This is a genomic window from Gluconobacter roseus, assembly GCF_046058915.1.
Taxonomy (GTDB): Bacteria; Pseudomonadota; Alphaproteobacteria; order Acetobacterales; family Acetobacteraceae; genus Gluconobacter; species Gluconobacter roseus_A.
On sequence record NZ_CP175538.1, the window covers coordinates 568,606 to 593,868 of the forward strand.

A 25,263-nucleotide genomic window follows, 5' to 3' on the forward strand; every position below is an offset into this window, starting at 1 on the left:
CAAAACGGGACAAGGTTCTGGCAGGGTTACCTCGCCCTTGAGTTAGGATCAGTGATGGGCAGACTGTCTTTCAGGCGGAATATTTCCTCTGCCTTTTTCGCTCTGCTCGCCTTCATTCCGTCCGCCCAGGCCAGATCCATTCACGACTGTGTCGTGACAAGCGAAGTCCTGCCTTTTCTCAATCCCGCTGGCGCTCCCGTCATTCATGTCCGGGTCAACGACCATGATGTCGGCGCTTTCTTTTCGACCTTCACCACGCGGACAAGCGTCTGGAACGCGAAAGGATTTGGCTTCTACCGGCAGGATCCCGTCAGAACCATGTCCGTCACGGGAACGGGCGGAAACTATTCAACTCACGTCGAAAGTCTCCAGATCGGTCAGTCCTCCCTCAAGGATCTGACGGCCCTTCTGGTCGATGAGCGCCCTCCGAGAGCTCCGGACGGTCTGCTCCTGATGGTGGATATTGGATGGGACATTCTCGGGAATTATCATGTCCTGATCGACCGATACTCCCGGGAAATGGCCATTTTTATCTATGACACAGCACCCGACTGCCCGGATATCGGAACGCTCCTGAAAGATCCGGGACCCTTCATTCCCCTGGTTTCGTTCGATGATGAGTCCCCCAGCTCAATCAGATGACGGCCGTGCTGGACGGGCACAAGGTGGATATGCAGATCAACACCAGCGCCAACCGCTCCATCATCCAGCAGTGGGTAGCGCGGAAAATGGGCATTTCACGGCGCATGCTCGCGCAGGATGACGAGATCCGCGTCGGCGCCGGCGACGTCCTGCTCGGGCACAGGCATCATTTCAGTACGCTGCAACTCGGCTCGCACACGCTTCATGACATCACATTGGATGTCGTCCCGGATGCAGAATTCAATATCTTGGGAATGGACATCCTCAAGCACTTCAACGTCCTGATCAATCCCATGAAGGGCAGGCTCTGGCTTGAGGATTTCATACCCCCGCCGGGCTATGTCGAAGAGAAGGCTCTCCCCTGGTCACCGACCCATGACCGGCTTAGCATCACGCATGCCAGCGAGGAAAAGCAGGCGCCGCCCACACCGGACCAAGGAGCGAAGCCTGCGCCCCACCCCTCTGGAAATCCGTGATCAGGCATCCGCCGAGCCGCCATCCACATCGAACTTCACACCCTGCGCAAGCGGCAGGGTCCGGCCATAATTAATTGCGTTGGTCTGCCGACGCATATAGGCCTTCCACGCATCGGAACCGGACTCACGACCGCCACCGGTTTCCTTCTCGCCCCCAAAAGCCCCGCCGATTTCTGCGCCGGACGACCCCATATTGACGTTCGCAATACCGCAGTCGGAACCCTGGGCCGACAGGAACTGCTCAACCTCGCGGATATCGGTCGCGAAGATGGAGGATGACAGCCCCTGCACCACATCGTTCTGAAGCGCAATGGCTTCATCAAGCGTGTCATATTTCATGACATACAGGATCGGCGCGAAGGTTTCTTCCAGAGCCGGCCCCGTCTGCGACGGCATCTCGACCATTGCCGGACGGACATAGAACGACGCCTCACCGTTCACATCGACGCGCGTTCCGCCATGAACCGTGCCACCTGCATCCGCAGCAGCCTTCAGGCTGTCCTGCATCATCCTGAAGGAGGCTGCATCGATCAGCGGACCAACGAGCGCGTCCCCCTCGACCGGATTGCCGACCGAAATCGCCTTGTAGACATTGACCAGCTTCGGCACGAGCGTGTCATAGACACTGGAATGCACGAACAGACGACGCAGCGTCGTGCAGCGCTGACCAGCCGTTCCCATGGCACCGAAAGCAACGGCCCGCAGCGTCAGATCCAGATCAGCGGAGGGTGTGACGATGGACGCATTATTGCCGCCGAGTTCCGGAATGGAGCGCCCGAAACGCCGCGCCACACGCTCACCGACATCGCGGCCCATCCGTGTCGAACCCGTCGCCGAGATGACAGGAACGCGACGGTCTTCCACCATCAGTTCGCCGATCTCGCGACCACCGACCAGAAGCGTGCTGAGCGCGGCCGGTGCGTCACTGCCAAAACGGGTTGCGGCTTTCAGGAACAGGGCTTGGGTGGCCAGCGCGGTCAGCGGGGTCTTTTCCGAAGGTTTCCAGATCACGCTGTCACCGCAGACCAGCGCCAGCGCGGCATTCCAGGACCAGACCGCAACCGGAAAATTGAACGCCGAAATGATGCCCACCGGCCCGGCAGGATGCCACTGCTCCGTCAGGCGATGATCGGGACGTTCGGACTGGATTGTCAGGCCGTAAAGCTGGCGGGACAGACCGACCGCGAAGTCGCAGATGTCGATCATTTCCTGCACTTCGCCCAGACCTTCGGACGGCACCTTGCCCACTTCCAGCGTCACGAGGCGTCCGAGCGCCTCCTTGTTCGCCCGAAGCTCTTCGCCCAGCAGGCGCACGAGCTCGCCACGGCGCGGAGCCGGCACCTGACGCCATGCCTTGAATGCATCAACCGAACTGGCAATCGCGGCCTTCGCCTGTTCCGTGCTAGTTTCCGCGACCTCGGCAATCACGTCTCCCGTCAGGGGCGATTTCACTGTCAAGCTGCCGCCCATGTAGAGATCGGCTGACACATCAAGACTGTCGAGGAGCGTTTTTACTTCGGAACGAAGAGAGGCCGTCATTATTCTTCTTGTCCTGGATCTCATTCCGGACGCATGACACGTCCGGGTCTGCATAGACCTGACCAAAAATCGTTTCAGGCCCGATCCCGCGTTCGTTCTATTCACAAACCGTTACGACAGGTTCGTCAAGATGACGCAGCCAGAGCGGACATTTTCAAACGCTTCATGGGCCGAAGCTCAGGCCTCGATATCCTGAAGAACCTGAAAGCCTTCGAAAACCGGAGGACCAAGAGTCAGAACCGGTCCCTGCCCTGCACCGGCATGGGCGGCGCGAAACTCCTCCGATCGCGTCCAGCCGATAAAGGCATCGTAGGACGCCCAGACGGTGTGCGAGGCATAAAGGACGTAGTCTTCCATTGCCGGTCCACGCAGAAACTGGAAGCTGACAAATCCGGGGACAGTTCTGAGAAGGACGTCGCGATCCAGCCATTTCTTACGAAAGGCCTCTTCGCTGTCTGGCCGGACCCTGAAGCGGTTCATGGCAATATACATCGGAATATCCTCGCTTTTCGCCTCACCGGCTCCGTGCCCGGCAGTCAATATAACGGTCGGGCCACAGCCGGGTTTTCCTTGCGACCCTCTTCCGGTCTGGGACACGGCCCTCAAACCGGTTAGGGTGGAAGGAAAGCAGGACCCTGCGGTGGCTTTTGCTGGACCGCATGTCCCGCGTCGAAAACGGCGCAGTCAGAACATTCATCTTGAAGTCAGGACCCATGCAGAATTTCGAATTCTATAATCCCACTCGCATCATTTTCGGCGAGAACACGATCCCGAAACTGGCGGAGCATATCCCGGCCGAAGCCCGCGTCCTGATCCTGTTTGGCGGATCGAGTGCAGAGCGCAACGGCACGCTCCCGGAAGTCCGCAAGGCACTCGAAGGGCGGTACACGCGGGAATTCGGCGGAATTGAAGCCAATCCGACTTATGAGACCCTGATGAAGGCTGTGGACCTCATTCAGACAGACAAGCTGGATTTCCTGCTGGCCGTGGGCGGAGGCTCAGTGATTGACGGGACCAAGTTCGTGGCCGCAGCCGTGGATTTCGAAGGTGATCCGTGGAGCATCCTCACGACGCATGGCGCGAACGTCAAAGCCGCGATGCCGCTGGGCACCGTGCTGACGTTGCCGGCGACGGGTTCGGAAATGAACAGCTTCAGCGTCATTACCCGTCAGTCCACGCGCGAGAAGCTGGCCTTCGGCAGCCCGCATGTCTTCCCGCGCTTCTCGGTGCTGGACCCGACACGCACCTATTCCCTGCCCGTCCGGCAGGTTGCGAATGGTGTCGTGGACTCTTTCGTCCACATCATGGAGCAGTACCTGACCTATCCGGCCGATGGGCTGGCGCAGGACCGTTTTGCCGAAGGTCTGCTCCTCAGCCTGATCGAAATCGGGCCAAAAGTCCTGAAAGAGCCTGAGAACTATACGCTGCGTGCCAATTTCATGTGGATCGCAACACTGGCTCTCAACGGAATCATTGGTGTCGGCATGCCGGAAGACTGGTCCACGCACAGCATCGGCCATGAGCTGACGGCACGGTATGATATCGACCACGCCCGGACGCTCGCGATCGTCCTGCCCTCCATGCTGCGCGCACGGAAAGACGCCAAGCGCGGCAAGCTGCTTCAGTACGCTACCCGCGTCTGGAACCTGCATGAGGGCACGGAAGACGAGCGGATCGAAGCCGCTATCTTACGAACCGAAGAGTTTTTCGAAAGTCTGGACATTCCGACGCGCCTGTCAGCCTACGAGATTGGCGAGGACGCCATCGAGCCTCTGATCAGGCAGCTTGAGGCGCATGGCATGACCGCGCTGGGCGAACATGCGGATATCACACCGGATGTCAGCCGCCGCGTCCTGCAAATGAGCCTGTAAAAAGCCGGGGCAGCTCACCGGCTGCCCCCTTCTCTGCTCAGGATGCCGTGCCGACGACATCCTGCAGGTGCTGATGATAGGCCGCGAGAGTGGCATCCACATTCGGTGCCTTCATCACGTCTGTAGCCAGAAAAGTCGGCAGGGCAGACATGCCCAGAAACTCATGGGCCTTGTGGAACGGGAAATAGACCCCGTCCACACCACGGCCTTCAAAGAACTGCTCCGGATCAGTGAAAGCCTCTTCCGGTGCATTCCAGGTGACGGAGAGCATATAACGCTTGCCCTGAACGAGACCGCCCGAGCCATATTTGCGCTCGGGATGGGACCGGCTGCGGCCATCATTGGCGTAGAGCTTTCCATGCCCGGCCGTCAGAACCTCGTCCATGTATTTCTTGACGGTCCAGGGCACCCCCATCCACCAGCCGGGGCACTGGTAGATAACCAGATCAGCCCACATGAAGTTTTCGACTTCCTGCTCCACGTGGAGGGATCGAAGAACCGTTGGTTGATGCGCCTGGCTCGTGATTTCAGGCTTTTGGCGATTTGATTGACGGTTTTTGGGGGAGCTTTTGATCTGCGTTTTGAGCAGATCGGGGACTGCTCTCCCGCTGGATGACTATGCGCTCGCGTTCAATCTTTCGAGGAAGAGGAAGCGGCGCATGTTGTAGACGATATTGGCCAGCCCGATCCTCATGGTGGCCCGGGTGATACCGACAGTTCGGATGAACAATCCCGTCTGTGATTTCTGGTCGGCAAAGACGTGCTCGACGCGCGATCGGATCACGGACTTTCCAGCATTCGATTTCTGGATATGTCGGGGCATAGGCTTGAGATGCGGCTTTTTTCTGTGAACCTTTGAGACAAAACCCTCTTTGTCCATGAAGTCCTCATTCGCTTTCGAGCGATAAGCTGTATCAGCCCAAACGCTTGAGGCCGTATTGGTTTTATCTAACAGCCCCTCTCTCAATCGCGCACCATCACTGGCGGCGGCATCCGTCGTCTTCCATTTTCGGATGAACCGAAACTTCCGGTCGATGGAGACGTGGGATTTGTAGCCAAAGAACGGGATGGCGAGATCGCTCGACGGTATGGTTCCATCGTCCTGCCGCTTCGCCTTCGTGAACTTCAGTGTCCATCGTGCATGACGATCCTTGTGCGACAGCTTTGCGGGTTTGTCCTGCCAGTCTTCTGGAAGACGTCCTGCCCGGAGATCCGCTTTCTCAGCCTTCGTATTGCGCTGCTTTGGAGCAGCCACCAGTGTGGCATCCAGGATCTGGCCGGACATCGGGAGATAACCGGCGTTGCGCAGGGTCGCATCAAAGCGGTTGAACAGCCCTTCGATCGCACCCGCCTGGGTCAGACGCTCGCGGAACAGCCAGACCGTTTTGGCATCCGGCACCCGATCCGAAAGTCCCAGACCAAGGAAACGCATAAAGGAGAGGCGATCGTTGATCAGATATTCCGTCCGCTCATCAGACAAATTGTTGAGCGTCTGGATCACCAGAATTTTGAACATCAGCACCGGATCAAATGGCGGTCGTCCGCCTTTACTTCCGTCTGAATAGGCCAGAGCCTTCTCCAGGTCAGGGCGGAAGACTTCAAAATCCACAGTCCGGGAAAATGCTTCGAGCTGATCACCAAGCCCGCTCAAGCGGGCAAGCCGTTCTTCAACATCAAAGAAACCCGGCTGCTTCATCTTTCATCATCCCCAATCAACTAAGGGGAAATGGAATCACAGAGCAGACCTCAATACCAGGGGGTTTTTCGAACCCTCCAGGTCGATCCGGCTGTTGCGCAGGGCTTCACTGGCTGGCTCCTCCGTTTCGGGCGAAAAGACGATGCTGCATTCCGGGCAATCCTGCTTGAGAGCCATCAGGATCGCGTTCCCAAAAGCCCCTACGATCAGGTCATTGGCCCGGATCGTGAAGCGCGGCGAAAGATGGCGCAGGTTGAGCGTTTCGCTGTCGTTCACGAGCGCATCAGCATCCCGCACGATGGTCTGGACGCGGTCGCGGATGCGGTTGGCAAAGCTTGTCGCCATCATGCGGCGGCCGGACAAAACCAGGATCGGGTCGCCGAACACGGTCCGAAGCGTGGCGAGATGACGGCTCATGGCGGCGTCGCTCACCTTCAGGCGTCGTGCAGCCTGTGAGACGCTCTCTTCCTCCACCAGAACCTGAAGATAGCGCAAAAGATCAAGATCGTAGCGTCTGTGGCTATCGGTCCGCTTCGCCATCTCGCACTCCGTTTCCTGCGGGTTTCAGACCCATTTTCACGCATTCGTGTAAAAATGGAAGGGTTTCCTGAACCCTTCCGGAAAATGGAAACGTCACTTGCTGCAAATGTGGGTTTTCGGACTCATACACTCCGGATAGGGGCTTTTGGGAAACGGAAGAGACCCCATGGACCCAGCAGCTTCACCTCCCGCAGGCGCACCACCTGCCCAGCCTTCATACATCCCGCCTTTCGGCATGCGGACGATCATTGGCTGTCTGGGAATGCTGCTGGCCGTTCATGTGGCCGGTTTCAACGAACACATCACGGAAATCGGCCTCACCGACATCCGGGGCGCCATGCATATCGGGCATGACGAGGGGACGTGGTTCACCTCGATTTATGAATCCTTCAACATCGCGGCCATGGCGTTCACGCCCTGGTTCTACATGACGTTCTCGATCTACCGGTTTTCGATCTTCATGACGGCCGTGCTGGCGATGCTGTCGATCCCCCTGCCCTTCATGCCGGATATGATCTCGCTGTGTTTTCTCCGCGCGGCCCAGGGGCTGAGTGCCGGATGCCTGCCGCCCGTCCTGATGACGGTCATGCTCAAATACCTGCCGCCTCCCATCAAGGTGTTCGGCATTGGTGGCTATGCAATGAGTGCTACGTTCGGCCCCAATCTGGGTGGTCCGCTGGAAGCGATGTGGTTCGAGCATGTGGGCTGGCGCTGGCTGTACTGGGAAGTCATTCCCTTCAGCATTATCGCCATCGCCATGATGGCTTACGGGCTGCCGCGCGATCCTGTGCATCTCGAACGGTTCAAAAAGTTCAACTGGCGCGGCTTCTTTATTGGCGTGCCGTCCATCATCTGCGTGGTGACAGTGCTCTATCAGGGGGACCGGCTGGACTGGTTCCGCTCACCCATCATTTCCCATCTGACGTTCTGGGGCGGCGCGCTGTTCGTAGGGTTCCTGTTCCATGAATGGCATCATCACAGCCCGTTTTTCCGGCTTCAGTACTGGAAAAACCGCAACATCACGATGTCACTCCTCACACTGGTTGCGGTACTCATCATCTGCGGGCTGATGCTCGAAGTGCCGATGACGTATCTCGAAGCCGTGCGAGGATACCGTCCGATCCAGGCAGCCCCGGTCGCGCTGACGGTGGCCCTGCCCCAGCTCATCATGCTTCCGCTGACGGCAGCACTCTGCAATTCCGCGCGGGTGGACTGCCGCTATGTGCTGGCCTTTGGCATGTCGTGCCTGGCGCTCTCGGCCTTCCTCGGCACCTGGCTGACGCCGGACTGGGTGCGGGACAATTTCTACGTCATGCAGGGACTTCAGATCTTCGGCCAGCCGATGGTCGTGATCCCGGTGCTGATGCTGGCGACCATGTCCCTTGGTCCGGCGGACGGGCCGTTCATCTCGGGCATGGTGAACATGCTCAAGGGCATGGCCAATGCGTTCGCAACCGCCATTTTCGAAATCCTGCTGCGCCGCCGGGAACAGTATCACTCCACCATACTGCTGGACCGGGCGGGCAATAACGCCACGTCGCTCTCGGGCATGGGCGATCCGATTCATGCGGCAATCAGCAACACATCGCCCGACAGCGATCATGTGGCGCGCAATACGCTTCAGATCTTCCACACCTATCTGCACGAGCAGTCGATCACGCTGGCGCTGGTGGACATCTATTTCGTCGTGATGTGCATCTGCATTTTCTACATCGCGCTGACCGCCGTGCTGCCGAAACGGGTCTATCCGCCCGGCAAGGGACCTGCTCCCGCCATTCCTGCCGCGGCCCGCGAACCGGATCCCGAACCGGCCCCTTCCTCCATTCCCAGCCCCGCACACTGACGGACCTGCCTCGAACATGATTTACGGAAAACCCATTCTTCTGGCCGGATGTGCGGTCATTGTCCTGACGGGTCTGGCCTGGACGGCTGACCGCTTCTTCGTGGGTGACGGCATCCGTCAGGAAACCAACGACGCCTATGTCACGGCCGATTTCACGACCGTGGCTCCGAAAGTTTCGGGCCGTATCGACCGCGTGCTGGCGGAGGACAACGAATACGTCCATGCCGGGGAAGAACTCGCCCATATCGAGGACGACGATTACCGCGCGGCTTTAGGCGCCGCCCATGGTGATACCGCCGCAGCGCAGGGTGACGTGGATAACCTTCGGGCCTTGCTGAACCGTCAGGGCTCCATCGTCGATGCGGCGAAATATACCGTACAGTCCGACGAGGCCGCGCTGGTCTTCGCCCGGCAGAATGCGGCGCGGTATCGCAATCTCTCGGCAGGCGGAGCCAGCACGATTGAGCAGCAGCAGGGCGCGGAAGCCCGGCAGCTTGAAAAGGCGCAGGGTGCGCTTCTGAAAGCTCAGAGCGCGGAGCATCAGGCCGAACTGAACCTGTCCTACTGCACCATTCCTGCTCCCGTGGACGGCGTGGTCGGCGAGCGTGGCGTGCGCGTTGGTGCGTATGTCCATCCAGGCACGGGGCTGTTAGCTGTTGTACCGGTCCGCAAGGCCTATGTGCTGGCGAATTTTCAGGAAACGCAGCTGACGAAGGTCCAGACGGGCCAGAGCGCGACGATCTGGGTTGATACGTTCCCCGGCCATCCGCTCAAGGCGCATGTGGACAGTCTGGCCCCCGCAACGGGCGTGGCTTTCGCCGCCATCCAGCCGGACAATGCGACGGGTAACTTCACCAAAGTCGTGCAGCGCGTGCCGGTTAAGCTGACCTTCGATCCCGGCCAGCCTCTGGCGGAGAAAGTGCGCGTCGGTATGTCCGTCGAAGCGCGGATCGACACGTCCTCCACGCCTGAGGGCATCCATTCCCATGACGAGCGGTATCTCTGGAAATGAGCCCTTCCCTGTTCCAGCCTTCCCGCTGCTTTCTTCTGGCCCTGACCGCACTGTCCGCCTGCACGGTGGGGCCGGATTATCATCGTCCTGATCCGCATGCACCCGCGCACTGGCACCAGAGCCTCACACCAGCCGCAAGCCACCCGCAGGAAACCTCTGCCATTGAAGCGCAATGGTGGCGGATCTATCGTGATCCGACGCTAACGGCGCTTGAAGAGGATGTCGCGCGCAACAACCTCGACCTGCGCGAAGCCGCCCTGCATTTCACCGAAAGTCAGGCTGAACGGAAGATCGCAAGCGCCGCTCAGATGCCGCATATGGAAGGAGCTGCGTCCTATGCCCGCGAACGCGCCAGCACGAACGGTATCCTTGGTCTTCTGGGGACCATGCAACAGGCCGGGCCGGGCGAAGTCGCCAGCGGTGAACAGGGTTTCGGCCCGGCCGCGGCGGATGGCGCAAAAGGCAATCCGTCGTTCAACCTGCCGCAATACGGGCTGAGTGCATCCTGGGAAGTTGATTTCTGGGGGCATGTCCGCCGGCAGGTCGAAGCGGCGACGGCGGCCATGCATGAAACGGACGAACTGCGCCGCGATGTGCTGGTTTCGCTCATGGCCGAGACCGCGCAGGATTACCTGAACCTGCGCAATATCCAGACGCAGATCGGCATTACCCAGCAAAGCATCGATATCGCCCGGCACAGCGTAAAGCTGACGGAACTACGTTTCGCACAGGGTACGGCAACGAAGCTCGACGTGGCCTATTCCCGCGGGCAGATGCATGGCTTCGAGGCGCGTCTTCCGGTCCTGAAAAGTCAGGAAGTGCATCTCGTGAACGCGCTGAGCTTTCTGACGGCGCGGGAGCCCGGCGCACTGAAGGACAGACTTGGATCGTCCCAGACGATCCCGCCCGTTCCCGATATCATTCCGGTTGGTCTGCCCTCCGAACTGGCCGAGCGGCGCCCGGATGTGCGGGCCGCCGAGGATCATCTCCATGCCGCAACAGCCAGTATCGGCGTGGCGGTCGCTGACTTTTTCCCGCGCGTAACGCTCTCGGGCAGTCTCGATATTCAGGCGTTGCAGTTTAGTGGCTTGGGCTCATGGGCGTCCCGACAATATGGGTTCGGCCCGACCATGACGCTGCCGCTGTTCGAAGGCGGGCGTTTGACGGGGCAGCTTCATCTGCGTCGGGCCCAGCAGAAGGAAGCCGCGATTGCCTTACAGCGCACGCTTCTGAAAGCCTGGGAAGAAGTCGATGATTCCATGGCGGATCTGAGTGCCGCGCAGGAGCGCCGGAACCGGCTGGAAGAAACGGTTTCGGAAGACGAAACCGCCGTGCATATCGCGCAGCTTCAGTACAGTCAGGGTGCCGGAGACTTCCTCAACGTCCTGACGACGCAGAATGCCCTTCTGTCGAGCCGAAGCGCGCTGGCTGAATCCAGCGCTGCCGTATCTGTTTCCGTAGCCCATCTGTACCGGGCACTGGGGGGAGGATGGACGCAGAAATCCTGACGTCCATCCTCACAGACACTGTTCTCAGCCGCCGTTCAGGGCGGTGTTGAGAACGGCAGCCAGACGCACGCCCGCCTGTTCGAGGCGCAGTTCCATGATTGGCCAGGTCAGCGCGGTGTAGTCCTTGCCGATATCAGCCCCCTTGTTGGCCGGAAGCGCGCCATAGGCCACGCTACGAGCCAGAGAATGGCTCTCATCGGCCCAGTCAACGGTCGCGTTGTAAACATCGCCGCCATCCAGATCCTGCACCCAGTATTTCGTCTCATCCGGCGTAATCAGGGCGCCAAGACGGTCAGCTTCCTTCTTCGCGCGGGATGCATCAATGCTGTAAAACGGGCCGACATGCAGATCTGCTTCATGATCGATCACACCTTCGTCCCACAGGGAATGCAGGTTCATATGGCCATTGGCGTTGTCACCGAAATAGGTCAGGCGGATCGCGTTCCCGCCCATATCCTTGTTCCGTTCGGCAGCATGCAGCGGCTGATGGATATCACCGACGAGATGCACCACCCATTTCAGGACCATCAGACGCTCCTGCGCGGGCGCATGTGTATCAGCAAGGATCTTGATTTCTTCGGGCAGTTTCTCGACGACGCAGGCATGGTCGGGGCAGTCGCGGGCCTGATCATAGGCCGGATGGGACACGTCAATATCAACGTAGTGCCATTTCAGCGTCTCGGGCAGGCCACCTTTTTTCTTGGGCACATGGCCGATCGTATCCGGCCAGGAGGCAACCTGATCGAGCGTCTGATGGTTCTCCAGCGCCAGCAGCGCGGTTGCGGCCTTCTGGGCCTGCGGGGTCAGCCGCTCCTGGGCGATGTCTGCAACGATCGCGTGACCATAAGGCCCCCAGGCGAATGCGCTGGATGAAAAGGCGATCGTACCGGCCCCAATCAGGGACGCACATAGAAGACGAAGATGCATGGGAACCTGACTATCCATCTGTGAGGGTGACGTTTGAACCTGTTTCTCACCCTTTCGAGAGCCGGACAAGGCGTCGGGTTCTCGCAGCGGTCCTGCGGAACGAGTGATCTGTTTGTGTAACATAAAAGCGAGTGGACCAGCCCTGAGGAGGTTCCGGAGCAGGCTGTATTTCAGCGTCTGTCCCGAATTGTTGTGATGCTTTTTCGAAATCAGTGATATTTTTTCCTGAAATCCAAATATTATTAAATTCACTTTTAAGTTTCGTATCAAATATTCCGCAAATACTTTTATTCAAAGAAAGCGTTCAACCCGCTTTTCCGGCGTCAAAAGCGGATTTTTGAGCAAAATTACCTTGAAGACGGAGGGCTTTACCTTTCAGGATCCATCCCAAGTGACATCTCTAGAAAATAATAACTGAATATATCCAACTATTAAAAACAGTATGTCATAAAGTTTACCCGCAGTTATATGCGCGGCTTATTGCGCTTATTGTTTTCGAAAAATACGATCCGCCAAAGAGAGTAAGAAAAAGCGATCAATTTCTTATTATCACTTAATTTTTACTTGGAGGCTTTCGGGATGTCATCCTGGACACAGGTTTACGATCCAATTGGAAATATCTGGATTTCTGGCGCAATCGCTCTTATCCCAATCCTGTTTTTCTTCTTCGCCCTTCTGTATCTGCGCATGAAGGGTCATGTTGCCTGTACGATTACTGTTGGAATTACTTTCCTTCTGGCGGTCGCGTTTTACGGAATGCCGTTCTTCATGGCCATATCGGCCTGCCTGTACGGGTTTGCCTATGGATTGTGGCCCATCTCGTGGATCATCATCGGGGCGGTCTTTCTCTACAAGGTGTCGGTCCGGACCGGTCAGTTCGACATCATCCGTCATTCCATTTCCACAGTTTCAGAAGACCAGCGCATCCAGCTTCTGCTGGTCGCCTTTGCGTTCGGGGCCTTTCTTGAGGGCGCTGCCGGGTTTGGTGCACCCGTGGCGATTACCACGGCCCTGCTCGTGGGCCTGGGCTTTCCACCGATCTATGCAGCCGGATTGTGCCTGATCGCCAATGCTGCACCTGGTGCCTTCGGTGCAATGGGTATTCCCGTCATCGTGGGGGCACAGGTCATCGGCGCCGAACCTTATGTGGTCGGCCGACTGGTCGTGATGCAGCTTATCGTGATTGGCGTGGTCATCCCGTTCTGGCTGGTCGGCGTGGTGGACGGGCTGCGTGGCATTCGCGAAACATGGCCCGTCATCCTGATGACGGGGGCGACGTTCGCCATTACACAAACCCTGACAGCCCTGCTGATCGGCCCTGAACTTCCCGACATTATCGCACCGCTGCTGACGATGATTGCCATTCCGGTCTTTCTGCGGGTCTGGAAGCCGCGCCGGATTTTCCGCTTCGAGACCGGTGAGGCTCCCGCCAGTGCCGTCACCGAAAAGCCCTCCTATGCAGCGTCGCAGATCCTGCGGGCCTGGTCTCCGTTCATCATTCTCACGGCTTTTGTGGCCGTCTGGAGCATCAAACCTTTCAAGGCGCTTTTCGCCGCAGGTGGACCACTGGACTGGACGGTACTCGTGGTTCGGTTCCCCGGACTGCACAATCTGGTGCTGAAAACGGCACCGATTGTTCCGAGCCCAACGCCTTATGCAGCCATTTTCAAGCTTGATTTCATTTCATCCGTTGGAACAGCCATTCTGCTGGCGGGCATAGTCTCCGTCCTGTTCCTGAAAATGCGCCCCAAAGATGCCCTGACGACTTTTGGAGACACCCTGCGCGAACTGAAGACGCCGATCTACGCCATCGGCATGGTGCTGGCCTTTGCGTTTCTTGCGAATTACTCGGGCCTCTCCACAACGCTCGCCCTGGTGCTCGCCATGACCAAGGGGGCGTTCACGTTCTTTGCGCCGCTGCTGGGCTGGCTTGGTGTGTTCCTGACGGGTTCGGACACCTCTTCCAACGCGCTGTTCGGCGGCCTTCAGGCAGCAACCGGACGCCAGATCGGCGTGAGTGGAGAGCTTCTGGTCGCAGCCAATACGGTTGGCGGTGCTGTCGGAAAAATGATCTCCCCGCAATCCATTGCCGTTGCCTCGGCAGCCGTGGGGTTAGTCGGACAGGAAGGCGCGCTCCTTCAGTTCACTCTCAAATGCAGCATTGTTCTGGCCGTTCTGGTTGGTCTTATGACCACGGCGCTGGTTTTTATGGGGATCGGCACCTAGCCTTTTCCCTTTTTGAACGGGGTCAGCAGGGCGCGGGTCATACCGCGCCCTGTTCTGTTTTTCAGGACCTGTAGAGTACCCTATTCATCATTCAAGAATTGGGGTTGGAAGACTTTCGCATTCTATAGAAAGCACTCCAGAAGGAATCGTCTGACGACTCCGATCTATTCACGACCGTCAATGCGCATTTAATACTTCAAGTCTCTTTGATGACTACCAAAAACCGCAATAGGGTAACGGACGTTACCGCCTGCTATCCTTTTTGCAGACACAGGTCGATCCGCTTCTTTCGCCGAGATATTTCCGGATAATTGGCCGTTCACGGTTGCATGATCACTCTGTCTCTGTAGGTTGAGGCCCATTGAAGGTGACATGGATCACGGTCGTGTCACCGGTCTCGAGTGTATGCAAAGAGTGATTTTCCATGACGAAAGAGCGTCACTGCCCTCTTGTTGACCTCCATGTCTCCTCTCCCAATGCCATGCGCCTGAACCGGCTGATGCGGATGTCCCGTCGCGATACGCTGATGACGGGCATGGCCGGCATGGGAGTTCTGGCGGCAGGAACAGCAGTTTCCGCAGAGCCTGCAACCGGCGCAGATCCTGAACTTGAACGCTTCATGAAAGTCTCGGAGCGCCTGACGGATCGCCCGTCCCTGGACCCGCGCATCGGACAGGCCCTTTACGAGCGCATCCTTCAGTCCGGGCCCGAGCGGAAAGCCCAGCTGGGCAGACTGGCCGATCTTCTGGCTGGCGGCACTTACGAAGATGCCTCCGCATTCGCCAAAGCTGCGGAACAGTCCGATCCGGCATTCAAGGACGTTATCCATGACCTGATGTCCGGCTGGTATCGCGGGGTCGCAAACGGCAAGGTCGTGGTTTACCGCTCGGCGCTGATGTTCGACATCACCAAGGACGCCATCTACCCCAAGACTTACGCCGCAGGCGGTCCGTTCTACTGGACGACGCAGCCTCCTGAAGTCGACAGGCCGACCGGTGGCCCTGCCCTGTCGCCCTCGAAGTTCGACGTGGAACCTACCTGAGAGCGGGAACAGCATCTCCTATGTCTCCTGATCAGAATCTCTCCGCCGATGTCGTGATCGTCGGATCCGGTGTCGCGGGCAGTTCCATTGCGAACGAACTGGCGCGCGCGGGCATTTCCGTCATCGTGCTGGAAGCCGGCCCGCGTGTGGACCGGCAGCATTTCGTGGATAATTTCCGCAATCTGGAAAACAAGCCCTCCTATCAGGGGCCTTTCCCATCTACACCCTGGGCCGAACATCCGCCCAACCAGATCACGCCGAACAAATACCTGCATACGAGCGGCCCGAACGCCGAAGCCTATCAGCAGGTCTATCTGCGGATGATGGGTGGCACGACCTGGCACTGGGCCGGTTGTGCATGGCGCTATCTTCCGTCCGATTTCGAACTCAAGACCCGTTATGGTCAGGGTCGTGACTGGGCGCTGAAATACGACGATCTCGAGCCGTTCTATTATCAGGCCGAAGTCATGATGGGCGTGTGTGGTCCGGACCCGAAAGTCGAGGATCTGGGGTCGCCCCGCAGGCAGCCCTACCCCATGGAAGCCCTGCCGATTTCCTATGCGGCGCAGCAGTTCCGCAAGCTCATCAGCGAAAAGACGCCCTACCGCGTCGTGCATGAGCCGCAGGCCCGGAACACGAAGCCCTATGACGGCCGTCCGACCTGCGAAGGGCACAACAACTGCATGCCGATCTGCCCGATCGGGGCGATGTATAACGGCGGATATTCCGTCTATCACGCCGAGGCAGTCGGTGCGAAGTTCGTCCCGAATGCGGTCGTCTACAAGATCGAGCGGGACAGCGCGAACAAGAAGGTGACGGCCGTTCACTATTACGACCCGGACAAGGGATCGCATCGTGTAACCGGCAAGTATTTCGTCATCGCCGCACACTGCATCGAGACGGCCAAGCTGCTGCTGGTTTCGGCAGACGAAAAGAGCCCCAATGGTATTGCCAACAGTTCGGGCCATGTCGGTCGGAACATGATGGACCATACTGGTGTGCAGGTGACGTTCATCAGCGGCGACAAGGCCCTGTGGCCGGGACGCGGTCCGCTTGAGACCAACGTGATCGACAATTTCCGTGATGGCGACTGGCGTGGTGACCGCGGCGCGTATCTCGTGCACATGGTCGATGACAACCAGGTCGATTTTGCAACGCAGCTTGCGATTTCAAAGGGTTATGTCGGCAAGGCTCTGGAAGAGCAGATCCGCTATCTGGCATCCCACACTGTCCGCCTGTTCAGCCATAATGAGGCCCTGCCCGATCCGGACAACCGCCTGACGCTGAGCACGACGCACAAGGATGCGCTCGGCATTCCGCATCCGGATGTCTATTACAAGCTGCCGGAATATACGGTCCGCAGTTGCGAGCACACGCGCGGGCTGTTCAAAAACCTCATCGGCCTGATGCATGGCACGGATGAGCAGTGGACGCCGGGTTACTTCCCGCAGGATCATCCCTCGGGCAGCACCATCATGGGCGTGGATCCCAAGGATTCCGTGGTGGACGGCCATTGCCGGACGCATGACCACGAGAACCTGTTCATCGCAAGTTCGTCCGTGTTCTCCACGGTCGGAACCGGGAACATCACCCTCACCGTCGCAGCCCTTGCGCTTCGTGTTGCCGATACGCTGAAAAAAGAACTGCTCCATGCCTGATTTCAAAACCGTTTTCTGGTCTTTCCTTGTTGGTGGAACGGTTCTGGGTGGACTGTCTGCTCATGCTGCGCGGGCCGCGGATGTGGATCAGGATGTCATGAACCGTGGCGCCTATCTGGCCACGGCTGCGGACTGCGTTGCATGTCACACCAAACAGGGTGGAACGCCGTTCGCGGGTGGGCTGAAAATCGCAACCCCCATGGGCGACATCATTTCCACGAACATCACGCCTGACGCCGAGCATGGCATCGGGAAATATTCGGAACATGATTTCGAGCAGGCCCTGCGTCGCGGCAAGCGCCGGGATGGCGAAAACCTGTATCCGGTGATGCCCTACGTGTCTTACGCCGGCATGACGGATCAGGACATTCACGCGCTGTATGTCTGGTTCATGCACGGGGTCAAACCGGTTGCGGAAACACCCCCCGCCACGCAGTTGAGCTTTCCCAGCAATATCCGCCTGACCCTGTCAGGCTGGAACATGCTGGCAGGGAGCGAAAAGCAAGAAACGGGCGATTCCGCCACTTATGACACGCTGCGTCGCGGCAAATACCTCGCCACTGCGCTCGAACACTGCGGAACGTGTCATACGCCCCGCAATGTGATGTTGATGGAGAAATCCGACCAGTATCTGGCGGGCAGTCCGCTTGCAGGCTGGTATGCACCAAACATCACGCCGAGCAGGACCGGCGGCATCGGTGACTGGAGCGAAGACGACATCGTCCAGTATCTGCGCACCGGCCGGGTCAAGGGCAAAAGCCAGGCGGCTGGTCCGATGGGCGAAGCTGTCGAACACAGTACGAGCCATCTGACCGATGCGGATCTGCATGCGCTCGCGGCCTTCATCCGCCAGGTGAAGCCCATGGAAGATGACGCCGATCATCAGCCGCGTGACGGGTTCGGCAAGGCCAATGATGTGCCTGATATCCGCTCGGGCGAGCTGACACGGATCGACAACCTGTCTCACAAGAGCCCGGCAAACCTGTTCGATGCCAACTGCGCCGCCTGTCACGGGCAGAATGGTGCGGGAACAGTCGATCAGTATGCGCCGTCCCTTTATAAAAACTCCGCCGTCGGTGCCGGTCGCCCCGACAACCTGATCATGACGATCCTGATGGGCGTGAACCGCACGACCGCAGACGGTCATGCCAGCATGCCTGCCTTTGGCAGCACGGGAGACGTGCAGCGTCTGGATGACGAGGAGGTCGCAAGCCTCGTGAATTATGTCAGCAAGACGTTTGGCAACGGCTCCTACAACGTGACGGCCGATCAGGTCGCCCAGGTGCGTAAGAACAACACGCCGCACTGATATTGGCGGCATACAGACAAAAAAGGGGAGACGGATCTGATCCGCCTCCCCTTTTTTGTGCGCGATTAAAACATTCAGCTTTCGCCGGATCGGCGGTTCGTCAGCAGCAGGATGAAATACGGCACGAAGAAATAGAGCGCGATCATGACCATGAGCGGCCCCAGAAGCCATGCCATGTTTTCATGAAAAAGCGACTGGCTGAACAGATTGCCCAGCCCCATCATGCAGCTGACGCAGAAGAAACCGCCCAGATTTGCAAGAAATCCACGATCTCCATTGATCTGACGCAGCTGCTGGAAAAAGGGACTGGATTGCTGCGGGACGGTCATGCGGACATACTTCCTGTTTGCCGGCAGGGAATGAAAAAACGCGCCATTCGCGCCTGTCCATGCTGCGGACTGCGTGACAGGATACTGCCAAGTCCCGCAGGATCAAAGCCTGAACTCTATAAACTGGGCCTCACGATACTCCGGTGACCTCTTTTTGCGAACACACAATCATTGAATTTGATATATCGGCGAACGCTCGGGTGAGGAATGATGGGGGCTCCAACGCCCAGGAGCCCCTCATGACCTTACAGGCCCCTCAGACCGAACGCCCGTCCTTTGCTCCCCTGCCTCGCAACTGCACGTTTGAGCCCGCGGACTGGGATCTGCTGTCCCGTTGTTGGCATCCGGTGGCGCTGGTCCGTGAACTGGGGGACAGTCCGCTTGGCGTCACGCTGCTGGACGCACCCCTTGTGATCTATCGCGCTGGCGAGCGGATCGTAATTGCGGATGATCTATGCCCGCATCGGGGCGTACCATTAAGCATGGGCAAGGGTAATGGCGAGACGATCGCCTGTGCCTATCACGGGTTCCGCTTCGGGGCGGAGGGGCGTTGCGTCCGGGTCCCGGCACATCCCGACAGTGCCATTCCTTCCAAACTGAACCTGCGGACCTATCCGGCTGTCGAGCGGTATGGGCTGATCTGGACATGCCTGAACTCCGATGGCTCCCAGAATATTCCGCCAATGCCTCACTGGGATGAGACAGACTATCAGCAGATCAACTACCCCTGGATCGATATTGCGGGCTTTGCAGGCCGGCAGGTTGAGGGGTTCATCGACGTGGCGCATTTCGCCTTCGTCCATACTGAGACGTTCGCCGATCCCGACAACCCTGTCGTTCCCTCTTATATGCCTAAGATGACGAAAGACGGGTTTGAGGCAGAGTACCGCAGCACGGTCAGCAATTTTCCTGTAGGTCACGAGGACTGGGAAAAGCCCGGCTTCGAGTGGCTGCGGCATTTCCGCGTGCATGTGCCATTCGTGGCCACCCTGGAAATCCATTTCCCGGATAACGGGCGGCTGGTCATCATGAATGCCGCTTCCCCCGTCTCGGCAAGGATGACGCGAATGTTCTCACCGATCTGTAAGAACTTTGACAAGCATATCCCAGTTCAGGCCGTCTATGATTTCAACCGCAAGGTGTTTGAAGAAGACCGTGCCCTTGTTGAAGCGCAGAAACCCGAGAACCTGCCGCTGGACCCCACGCTGGAAGCGCATGTCATGGCGGATCGCAGCTCGATCGCCTATCGCCGGGCCCTGCGCGGAATGGGGTTCAGCCAGTTCTTCACGGCCTAAGGCGCAGGACAAAGAAAAACCGGCACCTGTTCTGGTGGCGGTTTTTTTCATGGAGTTAACACCCCGTTTAACGCTCAAGCTGCCTGACTGGATGTCGTTTCCACGCTGGAATGCGCGATCGGCGCGCTGGGCGTCAGCGTGCGGCGGACGGCATCGTGCCAGCCATCGATCATGATCCGGCGCTGTGCCGGGTCCATCTTCGGTGCGAAAACACGCTCCTGCTTCCAGGTCGCGGCAACCTCGTCCAGGTTTTTCCACAACCCGACCTGCAATCCGGCAAGGAAGGCTGCGCCAAGGGCAGTGGTCTCGATATTGACCGGACGCTCGACCTCGGCCTTGAGCATGGAGGACAGGAACTGGGCGAACCAGTCATTGACAGCCATGCCGCCGTCGATGCGCAGGATGCTGGTGCGCATGGCACCGTCCTCACGCATCGCGCGGATCAGGTCATAGGTCTGGAATGCCACGGACTCCAGCATGGCACGGGCAATATGTGCCTGCGTGGAACCGAGCGTCAGACCACAGATCAGACCGCGTGAATCCGGATCCCAGTGAGGAGCGCCAAGACCGACGAAAGCCGGCACCATGTAGACGCCATGGCTGTCGGGGATGCGGGTCGCCATATCGTCGGTCTGGGAAGCATGCGTGATCAGCTTCAGCCCGTCACGCAGCCACTTGATGCCGGCGCCGGCCACGAAGATGGAACCTTCCAGCGCGTAGAAGGTCTTGCCGCCAATGCGATAGGCGATCGTGGTCAGAAGGCGGTTGTTGGACATGATCGGCTTCTCGCCGGTGTTGAGCAGCATGAAGCAGCCCGTTCCGTAAGTCGCCTTTGCCATGCCTTCCTGGAAGCAGGCCTGCCCGATGACGGCGGCGTGCTGGTCGCCCGCCATGCCGCCGATGGCGATCTTCTCACCAAACAGCTTGGCTTCCGTCTCGCCGAAATCGCTGCTGTTGTCGCAGACTTCCGGCAGGAGCGAACGGGGGACGTTGAAGAGCTGAAGAAGCTCCTCGTCCCATTCCTGCGTATGGATGTTGAACAGCGACGTGCGGCAGGCATTGGTGATGTCCGTTGCATGACGCTTGCCCCCGGTCAGACGCCACAGCAGGAAGCTGTCGATCGTGCCCGCTGCAAGTTCGCCTGCTTCCGCGCGACGGCGGGCATCAGGCACATGGTCCAGCAGCCAGGCAATCTTGCTGGCCGAGAAATAGGGGTCCAGCAGCAGGCCTGTCTTTTCACGGACCATGGCTTCCCTGCCCTGCTGGCGCAGACGATTGCACTCATGGACCGTGCGGCGATCCTGCCAGACGAGCGCACGATGGATCGCACGGCCCGTCTCGCGGTCCCAGATCACGATGGTCTCACGCTGGTTGGTAATGCCGAGGGCGGCGATACGCTCCGGTCCACCGACCTCGTCAATCGTCTCGCGTGCCGTGGCGAGCACATCGCGCCAGATGTCTTCCACATCATGCTCGACCCAGCCCAGTTCGGGATAATGCTGGGGGAACTCGCGGCGGGAAATGGCCAGAGCCTGCGCATCCTTTCCGAAGACGATGCTGCGGGTCGAGGTCGTGCCCTGATCAATGGCGAGGATGCAGTCTTTCTTGCTCATGATATATTCTCCGGCGGAAGATCTTGAAAGTTCGGAAGGTTTCAGACGGATTTCAGGAGACCCGGTTGACGACAGGTAGGGCTGGATCACCCGGATTGGACACAACCAGAACCGGTTCGGCTGGGTTGATCCCTTCCGGTGCCACGGTGATGGTCTGCTCCAGGTAACGCGGCATGAAAGGGCGCAGGCCGTAGTGGTACACCGCCGCCCCGATCGGACCACCAATCAGCGGGGCTACGACAGGAACCCAGAAATAGTTGCCCGGTGCAGGCAGTGCGCTCTGTCCCCAGCCTGCGAAGAAGCAGAACAGGCGCGGACCGAAATCACGGGCCGGGTTGATCGCCCAGGCATCCAGATAGCCACAGGATGCACCGATGATGGCAACCAGCAGACCGATGATCAGCGCGCTGGAGTTCGCCTGCGGGGCCTGCGTATTGTACTGGCAGGTGATCGCGAAGATGCCGAACACCAGAACGGCCGTCAGAACCAGCTCATCCCAGAACGCATGCGAGACCGTGACGAAATCACCCGGATGGGTAAAGAACACGCCCGCAGCACCACCATCGACAGCACGCGTCAGGTTATGCGCCACGTTGAAATGGTCGATCACCGGGACATAGAGTGAGTACACGAGGGCCGCGCCGACAAAACCGCCCAGAACTTGAGCGCTAATGTAGGGAAGCACTTTTTTCCACGAAAAGCCGCGGAACATGGCCAGCGACAACGTGACAGCCGGGTTTGCATGGGTTCCGGTGATGGCGCCGGTCGCGTAGATCGCTACCGTCACGCCAAGGCCCCAGACGATACACACCCCCCAGTAGGCCGTTTTATACGGACTGGGGTCGTACAGAGAGTACATGGCCGCAACACCATCTCCGAAGAGAATAATGATTGCGACTGCGAAGAACTCCGAGAGGAGCTCACCAAGGTAACGCCTGTTTTCTGACATGACTGGTATCCGCCATGAAAAGATGAAGCTATGCGGTCAGGCGACGTTCTGACGCGTGACCAGGCTGGGGTCGGGAATGGAGACAACACCGCCCTGCAGACGGCCTTCGACATAGGTCTGAAGGTCCGCACGGTCGGCATCGCTGACGAACAGGCCAAGCCGCGAGCGGCGCCACAGGATGTCCTCGGCGGTCCGGGCCCATTCATTGTCGATCAGGTAATCCACCTCACGCGCACTGAGCGTATCGCCGAAATTCCGGCCCATACCCTCGGGATCAGGTGTCGCAATGTCATAGGCCCGCAGGCCGTAATTGCGCATCAGACGCCAGGAGCTGCGCTCGGACAGATGCGGTGCATACCCTCTGAAACGGCGAAGCTGTGCCTCGAAATCCTTCGGGGCGAACTCGCCTCCGGGAAGCGGCGTGCCATCCGTCCAGCCCGGCTTGCGCAGGACGGGAAGATGCGGCGCAAGCTTCTCGACGGCATGTTCGGCGAGCTTGCGGAACGTCGTAATCTTGCCGCCGAAAACGGACAGGATCGGCGCGGAAGTCGCATCCACGTCCAGGACGTAGTCACGGGTCACGGCCGAAGCATTGCCCGAGTTGTCGTCATAGAGCGGACGCACGCCGGCATAGGTCCAGACAACATCGTCGGGACGGACGGTTTTCGTGAAGTAGCGGTTCACGCTCTCACACAGATAGGTCACTTCGTCGGGCGAGATTTCGACATGGCTTGGATCCTGCTCCCACGGAACATCCGTAGTGCCGATCAGGGTGAAATCCTGCTCGTAGGGAATAGCGAAGACGATCCGCTTGTCCGGGTTCTGGAAGATGTAGGCCTGCGAACCTTCGAAGACGCGCGGCACCACGATGTGGCTTCCCTTGACCAGACGCACGCGGTTGCGGCTCGGCACATTCAGACGGTCCTGAAGCAGTTCGGCAACCCATGGACCTGCCGCATTGACGACAGCCCTGGCGTAAACCGTGCTCTGCTCGCCCGTCTCGGTGTTTTCAATCGTTGCGGTCCAGCCTTGAGGCGCACGCACGGCCCTCACGAGACGGGTCCGCGTCCGGATGTCGGCCCCGACGCGCACGGCATCCATGGCATTGAGAACCACGAGCCGGCTGTCCTGCACCCAGCCATCGGAATATTCGAAACCGCGCACGTATTCGGAACGTAGCGGCTTCCCGGCCGGAGCCGTCCGCAGGTTCAGCGCCTTCGTTCGCGGCAGCGTCATGTTCGGGCAGAGGTGATCGTACAGGAACAGTCCCGTCCGCAGCAGCCAGGCCGGACGCAGCATTTTCGAATGTGGCAGGACAAAACGCATCGGCCAGATGATGTGCGGCGCAATCTTCAGCAGACGCTCACGCTCCATCAGGGCCTCGCGGACCAGCCGGAACTCGTAATATTCGAGATAGCGCAGACCACCGTGGATCAGCTTGGTGCTCGCGGAAGATGTATGGCTCGCAAGGTCATCCTGCTCGACGAGAAGCACCTTTGCCCCCCTGCCCGCAGCATCCCTTGCGATTCCACAGCCATTGATGCCGCCGCCCACGACCAGCAGGTCGTATGGTACGGAGGCACTGGCCGCGGAAGAAACCTCGTGAATCGATGACATCACACTCTCCTGTCATCACGCTCCAAAACGAGCGGTCGATGTTCGTTTTGGAGCATGTTGAGCAATAAAGAAAGAGATTTATGTGATTCGTAACGAGATAGTGTTCTTTTTTGGTGAAATCAGACGTGATTTTCAGCGACATGAAGCGTAACGCCCGCAGCGTCCAGGTGCCGCTGAAATGCCTCGGAGACCGGCTGGTCGGTAATCAGGTCATCAATATCGCGCAGATCCCCCACCCTTCCCATCGGATGGCGGCTGAACTTGGTGTGATCGGCCAGAAGCAGGACGCGGCGTGAATTGCGGATGATCGTTCGGGCGCACTGGATCTCGCTCAGATCGAAGTCCAGCAGTGTTCCGTCATCTTCGATTCCGCTGATGCCGATGACGCCGAATTCCGTGCGGAAAGACGACAGGGACTCGATCGCACTGCTTCCCAGAATGGCGCCATCCTGAGGACGCAGCTGGCCGCCGGTAATGACCGTGTGAAAATCCATCCGGCCTGATACGAGCGACGCCACGTGCAGATTATTCGTCACAATCCGCAGATCCCTGTGCTTTGTGAGCGAGCGCGCAAAGGCTTCCGTGGTGGTGCCTATATTGATGAACAGGGAAGAGCGGTCTGGAATCAGGGAGGCGGCATAACGTCCGATGGCGTCTTTGGCCGAGGCATTCAGGATCTGGCGCGCGTCATAATCCAGGTTCTCGACCGTGGAGACAGGCGTTGCACCGCCATGATGCCGGCAGAGCAGACCGAGCCCCGCAAGAGACGTCACATCCCGGCGAATGGTCTGGACCGCGACGCCAAAATGCTGCGCCATTTCCTCATTGGCCATGTAGCCGTTGCTGCGTACCAGACGCACGATCTGGTCCTGACGCGGGCTGATCAAGGGCAATTCATGGCGCATGGCAGAAGGTCCGGATACGGGGCTGTAAGAAAACGAACATAAGCGCACATTTTCCCAGACGGAAAGCCATAGAAACGCACAGTCCCTTTGATCCATCACATGAAAGGAAACCTCTGCCCCTCGAGCACCGTTACAAAGCGCGCCCCGAAAGCCATATTCCAGCCATGCTTGAAGGGCTTTATGACAGTCCGGTACATGCCCCCGGCCGTTTTATCCGGGTGGTGATGACTGGATTTAAAGGTGAGTTATGAAGACAAAACTATTCG

At 58.7% G+C, this 25,263-nt stretch carries 20 protein-coding genes and 2 pseudogenes; 11 read left to right on the plus strand and 11 right to left on the minus strand.

Features of this window, described 5'->3' with window-relative positions:
* The first annotated feature begins 54 nt into the window (after positions 1-54).
* On the plus strand, positions 55-642 hold the full coding sequence (locus ACJ2A4_RS02685; protein ID WP_408873512.1) for a hypothetical protein: 588 nt from the start codon (positions 55-57) through the stop codon (positions 640-642).
* On the plus strand, positions 639-1,118 hold the full coding sequence (locus ACJ2A4_RS02690; protein WP_408873513.1) for a retropepsin-like aspartic protease: 480 nt from the start codon (positions 639-641) through the stop codon (positions 1,116-1,118). The genes ACJ2A4_RS02685 and ACJ2A4_RS02690 overlap by 4 nt, the downstream gene beginning before the upstream one ends.
* Here ACJ2A4_RS02690 and ACJ2A4_RS02695 read toward each other — a convergent pair whose 3' ends face one another.
* Together ACJ2A4_RS02695 and ACJ2A4_RS02700 are read right to left on the minus strand one after the other, a co-directional pair.
* Complete coding sequence (locus ACJ2A4_RS02695) at positions 1,119-2,657, minus strand: aldehyde dehydrogenase family protein (protein ID WP_408873514.1); 1,539 nt, start codon at positions 2,655-2,657, stop codon at positions 1,119-1,121.
* Between the two features lie 177 nt (positions 2,658-2,834).
* On the minus strand, positions 2,835-3,149 hold the full coding sequence (locus tag ACJ2A4_RS02700) for an antibiotic biosynthesis monooxygenase (protein WP_062509089.1): 315 nt from the start codon (positions 3,147-3,149) through the stop codon (positions 2,835-2,837).
* Between the two features lie 221 nt (positions 3,150-3,370).
* Here ACJ2A4_RS02700 and ACJ2A4_RS02705 point away from each other — a divergent pair, with 221 nt between their 5' ends.
* A complete protein-coding gene (locus ACJ2A4_RS02705) occupies positions 3,371-4,528 on the plus strand; it encodes an iron-containing alcohol dehydrogenase (protein WP_408873515.1) in 1,158 nt (385 codons plus the stop codon).
* Between the two features lie 37 nt (positions 4,529-4,565).
* Here the strand turns inward: ACJ2A4_RS02705 and ACJ2A4_RS02710 are convergent.
* The 3 genes and pseudogenes from ACJ2A4_RS02710 to ACJ2A4_RS02720 form a co-directional block, all read right to left on the minus strand.
* Positions 4,566-5,009 (minus strand): annotated as a pseudogene (locus ACJ2A4_RS02710) (NAD(P)H-dependent oxidoreductase); the annotation flags it as partial.
* 135 nt (positions 5,010-5,144) lie between these two features.
* Complete coding sequence (locus ACJ2A4_RS02715) at positions 5,145-6,224, minus strand: IS5 family transposase (protein WP_408873516.1); 1,080 nt, start codon at positions 6,222-6,224, stop codon at positions 5,145-5,147.
* A 78-nt stretch (positions 6,225-6,302) separates the two neighbouring features.
* Positions 6,303-6,764: pseudogene (locus ACJ2A4_RS02720) on the minus strand (LysR family transcriptional regulator); the annotation flags it as partial.
* 166 nt (positions 6,765-6,930) lie between these two features.
* Between ACJ2A4_RS02720 and ACJ2A4_RS02725 the strand changes: the two are divergent.
* Genes ACJ2A4_RS02725 through ACJ2A4_RS02735 form a run of 3 tightly spaced genes read left to right on the plus strand, consistent with a single transcriptional unit; the run spans position 6,931 to position 11,127 of the window.
* Complete coding sequence (locus ACJ2A4_RS02725; RefSeq protein WP_408873517.1) at positions 6,931-8,607, plus strand: MFS transporter; 1,677 nt, start codon at positions 6,931-6,933, stop codon at positions 8,605-8,607.
* Between the two features lie 16 nt (positions 8,608-8,623).
* Complete coding sequence (locus tag ACJ2A4_RS02730) at positions 8,624-9,619, plus strand: HlyD family secretion protein (RefSeq protein ID WP_408873518.1); 996 nt, start codon at positions 8,624-8,626, stop codon at positions 9,617-9,619.
* A complete protein-coding gene (locus tag ACJ2A4_RS02735) occupies positions 9,616-11,127 on the plus strand; it encodes an efflux transporter outer membrane subunit (protein ID WP_408873519.1) in 1,512 nt (503 codons plus the stop codon). The genes ACJ2A4_RS02730 and ACJ2A4_RS02735 overlap by 4 nt, the downstream gene beginning before the upstream one ends.
* Positions 11,128-11,151: 24 nt before the next feature.
* On the opposite strand, the gene ACJ2A4_RS02740 is transcribed toward ACJ2A4_RS02735, so the two are convergent.
* The gene (locus tag ACJ2A4_RS02740) at positions 11,152-12,054 is read right to left on the minus strand and encodes a S1/P1 nuclease (RefSeq protein WP_408873520.1); all 903 of its coding nucleotides are present in this window, start codon (positions 12,052-12,054) and stop codon (positions 11,152-11,154) included.
* Positions 12,055-12,633: 579 nt separating this feature from the next.
* Between ACJ2A4_RS02740 and ACJ2A4_RS02745 the strand changes: the two genes are divergently transcribed.
* The 4 genes from ACJ2A4_RS02745 (at position 12,634) to ACJ2A4_RS02760 (ending at position 18,289) form a co-directional block, all read left to right on the plus strand.
* Positions 12,634-14,280 carry a lactate permease LctP family transporter gene (locus tag ACJ2A4_RS02745; protein ID WP_408873521.1) on the plus strand — a complete coding sequence of 549 codons (1,647 nt, stop codon included), beginning with the start codon at positions 12,634-12,636 and terminating at the stop codon, positions 14,278-14,280.
* Between the two features lie 424 nt (positions 14,281-14,704).
* Entirely contained in the window at positions 14,705-15,322 is a 618-nt protein-coding gene (locus ACJ2A4_RS02750; RefSeq protein WP_408873522.1) for a sorbitol dehydrogenase family protein, read from the plus strand.
* 20 nt (positions 15,323-15,342) lie between these two features.
* Positions 15,343-16,980 carry a GMC family oxidoreductase gene (locus tag ACJ2A4_RS02755; protein WP_408873523.1) on the plus strand — a complete coding sequence of 546 codons (1,638 nt, stop codon included), beginning with the start codon at positions 15,343-15,345 and terminating at the stop codon, positions 16,978-16,980.
* On the plus strand, positions 16,973-18,289 hold the full coding sequence (locus ACJ2A4_RS02760) for a c-type cytochrome (protein WP_408873524.1): 1,317 nt from the start codon (positions 16,973-16,975) through the stop codon (positions 18,287-18,289). Before ACJ2A4_RS02755 ends, ACJ2A4_RS02760 begins: the two co-directional genes overlap by 8 nt.
* 74 nt (positions 18,290-18,363) lie before the next feature.
* Here ACJ2A4_RS02760 and ACJ2A4_RS02765 read toward each other — a convergent pair whose 3' ends face one another.
* Positions 18,364-18,618 carry a hypothetical protein gene (locus ACJ2A4_RS02765; RefSeq protein WP_062509120.1) on the minus strand — a complete coding sequence of 85 codons (255 nt, stop codon included), beginning with the start codon at positions 18,616-18,618 and terminating at the stop codon, positions 18,364-18,366.
* A 239-nt stretch (positions 18,619-18,857) separates the two neighbouring features.
* Here ACJ2A4_RS02765 and ACJ2A4_RS02770 point away from each other — a divergent pair, with 239 nt between their 5' ends.
* On the plus strand, positions 18,858-19,913 hold the full coding sequence (locus ACJ2A4_RS02770; protein WP_408873525.1) for a Rieske 2Fe-2S domain-containing protein: 1,056 nt from the start codon (positions 18,858-18,860) through the stop codon (positions 19,911-19,913).
* A gap of 74 nt (positions 19,914-19,987) precedes the next feature.
* On the opposite strand, the gene glpK is transcribed toward ACJ2A4_RS02770, so the two are convergent.
* The 4 genes from glpK to ACJ2A4_RS02790 all read right to left on the minus strand — a co-directional run bounded on the left by glpK (position 19,988) and on the right by ACJ2A4_RS02790 (position 24,997).
* Positions 19,988-21,526: a glycerol kinase GlpK gene (glpK, locus tag ACJ2A4_RS02775; RefSeq protein WP_408873526.1), complete on the minus strand. Its 1,539-nt coding sequence runs from the start codon at positions 21,524-21,526 to the stop codon at positions 19,988-19,990.
* Positions 21,527-21,578: 52 nt separating this feature from the next.
* Positions 21,579-22,475 (minus strand): MIP/aquaporin family protein, encoded by an 897-nt coding sequence (locus ACJ2A4_RS02780; RefSeq protein ID WP_408873527.1) that lies wholly within the window; start codon positions 22,473-22,475, stop codon positions 21,579-21,581.
* A 36-nt stretch (positions 22,476-22,511) separates the two neighbouring features.
* Positions 22,512-24,092, minus strand: coding sequence for a glycerol-3-phosphate dehydrogenase (gene glpD / locus ACJ2A4_RS02785; RefSeq protein ID WP_408873528.1), 1,581 nt, complete (start codon positions 24,090-24,092; stop codon positions 22,512-22,514).
* A 119-nt stretch (positions 24,093-24,211) separates the two neighbouring features.
* Positions 24,212-24,997, minus strand: coding sequence for a DeoR/GlpR family DNA-binding transcription regulator (locus ACJ2A4_RS02790; protein ID WP_408873529.1), 786 nt, complete (start codon positions 24,995-24,997; stop codon positions 24,212-24,214).
* Between the last annotated feature and the right edge of the window lie 266 nt (positions 24,998-25,263).